General features: G+C 73.9%; 9 protein-coding genes. 7 read left to right on the forward strand and 2 right to left on the reverse strand.

Annotated features, from left to right (window positions below):
• Positions 1–45: 45 nt before the first annotated feature.
• A complete protein-coding gene (locus tag ACFW9D_RS36380; RefSeq protein ID WP_188338913.1) occupies positions 46–654 on the reverse strand; it encodes a TetR family transcriptional regulator in 609 nt (202 codons plus the stop codon).
• A 128-nt stretch (positions 655–782) separates the two neighbouring features.
• Between ACFW9D_RS36380 and ACFW9D_RS36385 the strand changes: the two genes are divergently transcribed.
• From ACFW9D_RS36385 to ACFW9D_RS36405, 5 genes are all read left to right on the forward strand, one after another.
• Complete coding sequence (locus ACFW9D_RS36385; RefSeq protein ID WP_384629485.1) at positions 783–2246, forward strand: FAD-dependent monooxygenase; 1464 nt, start codon at positions 783–785, stop codon at positions 2244–2246.
• Entirely contained in the window at positions 2243–3547 is a 1305-nt protein-coding gene (locus tag ACFW9D_RS36390) for a histidine kinase (RefSeq protein WP_384629488.1), read from the forward strand. Before ACFW9D_RS36385 ends, ACFW9D_RS36390 begins: the two co-directional genes overlap by 4 nt.
• On the forward strand, positions 3511–4155 hold the full coding sequence (locus ACFW9D_RS36395) for a response regulator (protein WP_384629491.1): 645 nt from the start codon (positions 3511–3513) through the stop codon (positions 4153–4155). The genes ACFW9D_RS36390 and ACFW9D_RS36395 overlap by 37 nt, the downstream gene beginning before the upstream one ends.
• Before the next feature lie 160 nt (positions 4156–4315).
• Positions 4316–5266 (forward strand): DMT family transporter, encoded by a 951-nt coding sequence (locus ACFW9D_RS36400; protein WP_384629504.1) that lies wholly within the window; start codon positions 4316–4318, stop codon positions 5264–5266.
• A 5-nt stretch (positions 5267–5271) separates the two neighbouring features.
• Positions 5272–5796, forward strand: a complete 525-nt coding sequence (locus ACFW9D_RS36405) for a putative immunity protein (protein ID WP_384629494.1) — start codon at positions 5272–5274, stop codon at positions 5794–5796.
• Here the strand turns inward: ACFW9D_RS36405 and ACFW9D_RS36410 are convergent.
• Positions 5762–7081 (reverse strand): MFS transporter, encoded by a 1320-nt coding sequence (locus ACFW9D_RS36410; protein ID WP_384629497.1) that lies wholly within the window; start codon positions 7079–7081, stop codon positions 5762–5764. The two genes, ACFW9D_RS36405 and ACFW9D_RS36410, sit on opposite strands and share 35 nt — an antisense overlap.
• Positions 7082–7161: 80 nt before the next feature.
• Between ACFW9D_RS36410 and ACFW9D_RS36415 the strand changes: the two genes are divergently transcribed.
• Together ACFW9D_RS36415 and alc are read left to right on the forward strand one after the other, a co-directional pair.
• The gene (locus ACFW9D_RS36415) at positions 7162–8106 is read left to right on the forward strand and encodes a LysR family transcriptional regulator (RefSeq protein WP_384629500.1); all 945 of its coding nucleotides are present in this window, start codon (positions 7162–7164) and stop codon (positions 8104–8106) included.
• Positions 8107–8214: 108 nt separating this feature from the next.
• On the forward strand, positions 8215–9354 hold the full coding sequence (alc, locus tag ACFW9D_RS36420; RefSeq protein ID WP_188338919.1) for an allantoicase: 1140 nt from the start codon (positions 8215–8217) through the stop codon (positions 9352–9354).
• The last annotated feature ends 166 nt before the right edge of the window (positions 9355–9520 follow it).

Raw genomic sequence — 9520 nt, forward strand, 5'->3', positions numbered from 1 at the left:
CCGCGACACCGTCGCGGCGGGCGCCCTCGGCGCGTTCTCCCGTTCTCAGGGCCGCTCCGCCGTGAGGTAGCGCTGCACCGTCGGGCCGAGCCAGTCCACGATCTGCTCGGGCTCCAGCGCCACGCTCCCCGGGAACTTCAGCACGTACCGGGTCAGCGCGAGCCCGAGCACCTGGGACGCGCACAGCGCGGCCCGCACCGGTGCCTGCGCCGGATCCGGGCAGGTGCCCAGGACCACCGGCACCAGCTGCTCCCGCAGCACTCCCTGCATCCGCTCGGCGGCCGCCGCGTCCGTGGCGCCGGCCCGCAGCAGCGCGGTGAGCACCTCGTTCTCCTCCCACAGCGACAGGAAGTGGCGCATGAGGGTCCGGCCGAGCTCCTCGCGCGGGATCGTCGCCGGGTCCGGCAGGCTCAGCTCGATCGTGACCGCCGCCGCGAACAGCCCCTCCTTGTTGCCGAAGTAGCGCATCACCATCGACGGGTCGATCCGCGCGTCCCGCGCGATGGCGCGGATCGTCGCCTTCTCGTACCCGTCCGCCGCGAACCGCTCTCGCGCCGCCGCCAGGATCGCGGCGCGCGTGGCGTCCGACCGGCGGGCCGCCGGTTCCCTGGCCGCCGGCTCGGACTCCCTGCTCACCTGCTGGTTCCCGCTCATGCCAACAAACGTAGGCCAACACCCGTTGACACGTCCAGTGCCCGGCTCTACGTTTGCCTACAAGCGTTGACCCACAAACGTTGGCCAACAACCGTTGGCCCGCCATCTGAAGTCCGCAGGAGGCCACCATGAACGGCACCGCGCACGACAGCTCCCGCTCCGTCATCGTCGTCGGCTCCGGCCCCACCGGGCTGCTGCTCGCCGGCGACCTCGCCGCCGCCGGCGTCCCCGTCACCCTCGTGGAGAAGCGGCCGCACAAGATCAGCAACCTCTCCCGCGCCTTCGTCGTCCACGCCCGCACCCTGGAGCAGCTCGACGCCCGCGGCGTCGCCGACGACATCGAGGCCAAGGGCCGCCCGCTCGACCGGCTGCGCCTGTTCGGCAACCTCTCCATCGAGCTGACCGGCCTGCCCACCCGCTTCGACCACCTCCTCGTCATCCCGCAGTACGAGGTCGAGCAGGTCCTGGAGCGCCGCGCCGTCGACGCCGGAGTCACCTTCTCCCACGAGACCGAGGTGACGGGCCTGACCCAGGACGCCGACGGGGTCACCCTGCGGGTCCGCCGGGCCGACGGGAGCACCGACCTGCTGCGCGCCGCGTACGTCGTCGGCACCGACGGCATGCGCAGCTCCGTGCGCGAGGCCGTCGGCCTGCCCTTCCCCGGCAAGTCCGTCATCCGCTCCGTCGTCCTCGCCGACGTACGGCTCGCCGAGGAGCCGGAGAACCTGCTGACCGTCAGCGCCGTCGGCGACGCCTTCGCCTTCATCGCGCCCTTCGGCGACGGCTACTACCGCGTCATCGGGTGGAACCGCTCGCGCGACGTGCCCGACTCCGAGCCGCTCGACCTCGACGAGATCAAGGAGATCGCCCGGCTCGCCCTCGGCCGCGACTACGGCATGCACGACGCCCGCTGGATGTCCCGCTTCCACAGCGACGAACGCCAGGCGCCCGCCTACCGCGTCGGCCGCGTCCTGCTCGCCGGCGACGCCGCGCACGTGCACACCCCGGCCGGCGGCCAGGGCATGAACACCGGCCTCCAGGACGCCGCGAACCTCGGCTGGAAGCTCGCCGCCGTCGTCACGGGCCGCGCCGGCGACGCCCTCCTCGACACCTACCAGACCGAGCGGCACGCCGTCGGCAAGGCCGTGCTGCGCAGCAGCGGCGGCATCGTGCGCCTGGCGATGGCCAAGTACCCCTGGACGCTCGCCGCCCGCGCCGCTCTCACCGGCTTCCTCGGCCGGGTCCGCCCCGCCCGGAACAAGGTCATCGGCAACGTCACGGGCCTCGGCTTCCGCTACGCCGCCCCCAAGGGCGCCCACCGCCTCACCGGCACCCGCGTCCCCGACGTCCTCCTCGGCGACGGCGTCCGCCTCTACGAAGCCTTGCGCGGGGGCGAGTTCGTGCTGATCCTGCCCCGAGGGACCGCGTACGAGGACGCCCGCGTCAAGGTCGCGCACTGGGCGAGCGAGCGGCGCACGGCGCTCCTGGTGCGGCCCGACGGATACGTGGCGTGGGCCGGCGAGCTCGCGGAGAACAGGGGAGTTAACTCCACCGATTTCCCCGCGGAGTTCGCCACATACTCGTTGCGGTGACGGCAGCGCGCCGTCCGGACGAGCAAGGGGAGCTGGGGGACATGAAGCGGATCAGGGCGCTGCGGCGCGCACACCACCTGTGGTGGCTTTCCGTACTGGCCATGCACTGGACGACGATGGTGGGGCTCGCCGTGTGGACCCCGGTGCCCGGTCTGCTGCCGTGGGCGGCCCGCGGCATGCGCCGCCTGGTCGACCGGGAACGGGCGCTCGCCGAGCGCTGGTCCGGGGTCACGGTCGGCGCCGCGCCCGCTCCGAGGACGGGGGAGCGCGAGCGGCACGGCGTCGTGGCCCGCTACCGCTGGCTCATCGAGGACCCGCAGCGGCTGCGCGAATGGCGCTGGGTGGCGCTGTACTCCTTCGTCGCCGGGCTCGTCGTCGCCGTCCCCGTCGGACTCGTCGGCTACGGCCTGTGGGGTGTCTTCCTCGCCTGCTTCGGCTGGTACCTGTCGACGGACGCCGGCTGGGACGGCCTCTGGTACACCGCGATCCATGTCACGGACGTCCCGACCGGCCTCATGGCGGGACTGCTCGGCCTGGTCCTCGCCCAGGCGGGAGTGTGGCTCGCCCCGTCCATGGTCGACCGGCACGCCCGCTTCGTGCGCACCGCGCTCGCCCCCAGCGAGCAGGAGGTGATGGCCGCGCGGATCGCCCACCTCGCCGCGACCCGCTCCGACGCCGTCGACACCTCCGCCGCCGAACTGCGCCGCATCGAGCGCGACCTGCACGACGGGGCGCAGGCCCGGCTCGTCGCGATGGGCATGACGCTGGACGCGGCCGAACACCGCCTGGACAAGGACCCCGAGGCGGTCCGCGCCCTCCTCGCCGAGGCCCGCGCCTCCTCCTCGGCCGCCCTCCAGGAACTGCGTGACCTCGTCCGCGGCATCCACCCGCCGGTCCTCGCCGACCGCGGACTCGCCGACGCCGTACGGTCCCTGGCCCTGCTCAGCCCGCTCGACGCCGAGGTCACGGTCGACCTGCCGGCCCGCCCCGAGCCGCCCGTCGAGTCCGCCGTCTACTTCGCGATCGCCGAGACGGTCACCAACGCAGCCAAGCACGCGGAGGCCGAGCGGCTCTGGATCGACCTCGCCCACGACCCCGAGCGCGGCGCCCTGCGCGTCAGCGTCACCGACGACGGGCACGGCGGCGCCGACCCGGCCCGCGGCAGCGGCCTCGCCGGCATCGAGCGCCGGCTCGCCACCTTCGACGGCGTCCTCGCCGTGCACAGTCCGGCCGGCGGCCCGACGCAGATCTCGATGGAGGTGCCGTGCGCGTTGTCGTCGCCGAAGACCACTTCCTGCTGAGGGACGGCCTCGTCCGCCTTCTCGGCGCCTTCGGCCACGAGGTCGTCGCCGCCGTGGACAACGGGACCGCGCTCCTGGAGTCCCTGCTCGCCGAGCGCCCGGACGTCGCGATCGTCGACGTGCGCCTGCCGCCCGACTTCGCCGACGAGGGCCTGCGCGCGGCCCTCGCCGCCCGCCGCGAGGTCCCCGCGCTCCCCGTCCTGCTGCTCTCGCAGTACGTGGAGCCGCTGTACGCGCGGGAGCTGCTCGCCGACGGCGCGGGCGCGGTCGGCTACGTCCTCAAGGACCGGGTCACCGACGGCGCGGAGTTCGTGCGGACCATCGAGCAGGTCGCGGCGGGCGGCACGGTGATGGACCCGGAGGTCGTCTCCAAGCTCCTGGCCCGCAAGATCCGCGACCAGCGCCTCGGCTCCCTGACCGCCCGCGAGCGCGAGGTCCTCGGGCTCCTGGCGCAGGGCCGCTCGAACGCGGGGGTCGCCGAGTCGCTGGTCGTCACCGAGAAGGCGGTCGCCAAGCACATCGGCAACATCTTCACGAAGCTGGGCCTGTACCCGGGAGAGAGCGACAACCGCCGCGTCCTGGCGGTCCTGGCCTACCTGGAAGGCTGATCGCTCCCCTCCGCCTCGACGGCCTTTCGTTCAGCTTTGCTGAAAGATCACTGCGGAAACATTCGCTGGACGTGACAGGTGCGCGCTGCGACGGTGGAACGCGAGAACGGGAATCCACCCGCCGCCCCCTCCAGAACGGATGCCGCCCCACTTGTCACTCCTGGACCGCCCCGCCCAGTCCGCCGCCGCACGCCCCGCCAAGGCCACCACCCGTGCCCTCGGCGCGGGCCTCGCCCTCGCCCTCCTCGCCACGGTCGTCTGGTCCGGCAGCTTCGTCACCGCCCGCGCCCTGCACGACAGCGTGCCCCCGGTCCAGCACGCGTTCTGGCGCTGGATCATCGCGACGGCGGCGGTCGCCCCCTTCGGCGCCCGGGCGGTCTGGCGCCAACGGGCGCTGATCCGCCGCCACTTCGGGTACGTCACCCTGGCCGCGCTGCTCGGCGTCACGATCTACAACACGCTCGTCAACCAGGCGGGCCTGACGACCTCCGCCGGCAACATGGGCATGATCATGGCCGCGTCCCCGGTCCTGATGGCGCTGTACGAACGGCTCGGCGGCGCCCGCCTCGGCGCCCGCCGCGTCACCGGAACCCTCCTCGCCTGCGCGGGAGTCGTCCTCCTCGTCAGCAAGGGCTCCCTCTCCCCGGACCTCGCCCCGGGCGACCTGTGGGTCGTGGCCGCGGCGCTCGCCTTCGGCTCCTACAGCGCCCTGCTGCGCCGCCGCCCCGCCGAACTCGGCGGCGTCACCTTCCTGTTCGCCACCTTCGTCCTCGGCACCCTGATGCTCCTCCCCGCGTACCTGGCGAGCCTCACGCTCCAGGGCGGCTTCACCCCGAGCACCGCCACGATCGCCCCGCTCCTCTACGTGGGCGTCGTCTCCTCGGCGCTCGCCTTCTTCGCCTGGAACAAGGCGATCGCCCACATCGGACCCGCCCGCGCCGGAGCCGTCTACTACCTCCAGCCGGTGTGCGTGGCCCTGCTCTCGTACGCGGTGCTCGGCGAGTCGATGACCTGGGCACGGCTGGGCTGCATGGCCCTGATCCTCACCGGAGTCGTCCTGGCCTCCCTGACCCGGCCGGCGCCGGCCCGGGTGGCGTCCTCGGCAGAATGACGGACATGAGCGGTGACTTCGAGCTGTCCATGGACGAACTGCGGGCCGTGGCCCGGTACGCCACCGAGGCGGCGCGGCAGGTGCTGCCCGTGTTCGAGCGGGCCGTGCCCGGGGACAGCCGGCCGCGGGCCGCGCTCGACGCGGCACAGGAGTTCGTGGACGGCGCGGCGCGGGGCCGGCTCCAGCGGGTCGCCTCGATGGACGCGCACCGTGCCGCGAAGGACGCCGGCACCGAGGCCGCGCGCCTGGCCGCGCAGGCCGCCGGGGACGCCGCGTCCGCTGCCTACCTGCACCCGATCGCCAAGGCGCACCAGGTGGGGCACATCCTGCGGGCCGCGGCCAACGCCGCGCGGATCGCGGAGATCGAGGCCGGCGATGACCCCGCGGCCGGAGCCGCGGCGCTCGAAGCCGCCCGGTCCCGCGCCACCCCCGTACTCGTCGACGTGCTGCGCCGCTACCCCCGCGCACCCGAGGGCCGCGGCCGCCCGGCGCGGCTCATGTCCGCGCTGGACGCGTCGCTGCGGGACTGACCGGGTCCGCGACCGGGCCCGGCGCGTTCGGGCGCAGCGCGTCCAGGCGGCGGGCGCACAGCCTCCGTTGGGCCACGCAGACGGCCGCCGTGGCCGCGCCCAGGACCAGCCAGCCCGCCGGACCCGCCGCCATGACCCCGGACGTCAGGACCGGCGGCCCGATCGACCGCTCCACGGAGGGGGAGACGCCGGCCGCGCCCAGATAGGCGGCGCGGTCGTCGGCCGGGGCCAGGGAGACCGCCAGCTCCCACGAACTGACCGAGCGCATCAGCTCCGCGAGGGTGATCAGCACGGTGGAGCCGAGCAGGGCGAGGGAGGCGGTCCAGGCACCGCCCGCGCCGGACACCGCGAGGAGCCCGCACCCGAGCACCGTCAGCAGCCCGTACCGGGACAGCGCGCGCAGGGCACCGTACGGGCCGTCGAAGCGGGCGGTCACACGGAGCTGGAGGAGCACGACCATCGCCGTGTTGATCACCAGGAACGCCGGGATCAGGAGGTGCGGCGCGTCCGTGCGGTGCACCAGCCACAGGGGCAGGCCGACCCCGAGGATCGCGTCGTCCACGTTCATCGGGATGTCCAGGAGCACGAAGGCGAGGTAGCCGCGGTCGCGCCACGGGCCGGCGGAGGACCGGGAGGCGTGACCGGCCGCCGCCGGTTCCGGGCGGCGCGGCGGGCGGGCCGCGGTCCGGGTGGTGAGGGCCGCCGCGGCGAGGAACGACACCGCGTTCGCGAGGATCAGCACGCGGTACGCGGTGTCCGTGCCGACCGCGAGCCCGATCGCCGCGAACCCCGCGCCGAGCCCGTACGCCGCGTTGGCCACGCTCCGCGACAGCGCCTGGTACGTGGCGCGCCCGCCCCCGGTGGCCTCCGCGGCGAAGACCATCTCCAGCGTCTTCGCGGCCCGGTCCCCGACGCAGATCAGCGCCACCGTGGGCAGCAGCGCCCAGAAACCGTCCAGGACGAGCAGCGCGCACACCGCCGCGAGCCGCAGCAGATGGCACCAGATCAGCAGCGTCCGCACGGGGACGTGCCCGGCGAGCCGGCCCGCGAGCGGGGAGCCCGCGATGCCCGCGACCCCGGCCGCGCCGAGCAGCAGCCCGAGCCGCCCGCCGTCGAGCCCGCTGACGAACGTGAAGTACAGGACGGAGGACGCCGCCCACACGCCCGTGCCCGCCCGGTCCAGAAACTGCCCCAGCAGCATCGTCCGCGCGTCCCGGCCCCCCGGTGGCCGCCGCAACTGCGCGAGCAGCCCCGCGCCCCGCCCGTTCTCGATCTCGCTCCCCATGGCGAAGAGTCTCGGTATCGAGAATCTTGATGTCAAGCTTTTTAGAATGAGGCGGGCAGTCCGTCCCGTACGTTTAAGCCATGAGCGAGGAAGAGCTGCGGGCGGCGCTGCGCCGCGAACGCTGGGACATCAAGAAGCTGGTGATCCTGCGCACCCTGCAGGAGCGCGGCACGGTCACCGCGACCGCCCAGGCCCTCCTCATGACCCCCTCCGCCGTCTCCCAGCAGCTCACCAACCTCGCCAAGCAGCTCGGCGTCCCGCTCCTGGAGGCACAGGGCCGCCGCGTCCGCCTCACCGACGCCGCCCGCCTCGTCCTGCGCCACGCCGAGGCCGTCTTCGCCCAACTGGAGCGCGCCGACGCCGAACTCGCGCAGTACGTGCACGGGGACGCGGGCGTCGTCCGGGTCGCCGCGTTCTCCACCGCCGTGCCCGCCCTCGTCGTACCCGCCGTACGGGCGCTGCGCGCCGCTCACCCCGGGATCACCGTCCGGGTCCGCGAGGCCGAGGCGGCGCAGGCCTACGAGCTGCTCTCGTCCGGCGACGTCGACCTCGCCCTCTCCCTCGCCGCACACGCGCCCACCGCCCGCGACCCCAAGTTCACGCGCGTGCCGCTGCTCGCCGACCCCCTCGACGTCGCCCTCCCCGTCGGCCACCCCCTGGCCCACGAACCGGGCCTTCGCCTCGCCGACCTCGCCGGCGAACCCTGGATCTTCGGCGGCTCCGGCCCCTGGTCCGAGATCACCACCGCCGCCTGCGAGGCCGCCGGATTCGTGCCCGAGCAGGCGCACAGCGCCGCCGGCTGGACCGCGATCCTCGCCATGGTCGAGGCCGGGATGGGCGTCGCCCTCGTGCCCCGGATGGCCGCCGCGCGCCGCGACGGCGTCGTGATGTGCCCGCTCGGCGCCGACCGCCCCGTGCGCCACGTCGTGGCCGCCGTGCGCAAGGGGGCCGAGGAATGGGCTACGGTGCGGCGGGTCCTCGGAGCGCTCACCGTCCAGCGCACCGCACCCACCCCCTCCGACTGAACACTCGGGACCGGAACGTTCAGGCGCACCGAACTTTTCAGGTGAGCTGAAAGGCGACCTCGGAAACTTTCGATGGACCTATGTGGTGCCTCGCCGGACAGTGGACGTATGACGACTCACCCCGAGGCCAACGCCGCGACCGACGACCCGCACGCCAACGACGCCAACCCCTACGGTGGCGGCGACCCGTACGCCGACTACCGCACCTTCGGTGACGTCGACGCGTTCGCCGACCTCGTCGACCTGGCGGACCGCCGCCTCGGCGCGGGCGTCATCGCCGCGAACGACGAGTTCTTCGCCATGCGCGAGAACCTCCTCATCCGCGAGCGCGCCGTCTTCGACCCCGAGCACTTCGGGCACAAGGGCAAGGTCATGGACGGCTGGGAGACCCGCCGTCGCCGCGGCACCGCCGAGCAGCCGTTCCCGGCCCCCGAGGACCACGACTGGGCCATCGTCCGGCTCGGTGCCCCCGGCATCATCCGCGGCATCATCGTCGACACCGCCCACTTCCGCGGCAACTACCCGCAGAAGGTCAGCATCCAGGCCACCTCGGTGCCCGGCGCCCCCGGCCCCGACGAGCTCCTCGCCGACGACGTGAAGTGGGAGGAGATCGTCCCGAAGAGCCAGGTCAAGGGCCACGCGGCGAACGCCTTCACCGTCACCTCCGAGCGCCGCTGGACCCACATCCGCGTCTGCCAGCACCCCGACGGCGGCATCGCCCGCCTCCGTGTGCACGGCGAGGTCCTCCCGGACCCCGAGTGGCTCGACGCGCTCGGCACCTTCGACCTCGCGGCCGTGCTCAACGGCGGCGCCTACGAGGACGCCTCCGACAAGTTCTACTCGTCGCCGACGCAGATCATCCTGCCGGGCACCTCGCAGAAGATGGACGACGGCTGGGAGAACCGCCGCCGTCGCGTCGTCGGCACGAACGACTGGGTACGCTTCCGGCTCGCCGCGCAGGGTGCCGTCCGCGCCATCGAGATCGACACCGCGTACCTCAAGGGCAACTCGGCCGGCTGGGTCTCCGTCAGCGGCCGTGACGGCGAGGACGGCGAGTGGTTCGAGATCATCCCGCGCACCAAGCTGCAGCCCGACACCCTGCACCGCTTCCCGCTCGCCGCGGAGGCCGTCGCGACGCACATCCGTCTCGACGCGTTCCCCGACGGCGGTGTGGCCCGCATGCGCGTGCACGGCTCGCTGACCGAGGCGGGGCGCTCCGCGCTGGGTGAGCGCTTCCGTCAGGCCTGAGTCCTGGTGGGCCGGTGACCTGGCCGGGCGGCGCTACGGGGGGAGCGTCTGCCCGGCCTTCACCGTTCCCGGGTGCGGGCCGGTGGGGGCTGATCGCGCAGTTCCCCGCGCCCCTGAGATGCATGGCGCTTCGCGCCGCATCTCCCCGATGAAAGGCGCCCGGCGC

The sequence above is a fragment of the Streptomyces sp. NPDC059524 genome, assembly GCF_042749255.1.
GTDB classification, from domain to species: domain Bacteria; phylum Actinomycetota; class Actinomycetes; order Streptomycetales; family Streptomycetaceae; genus Streptomyces; species Streptomyces xanthii.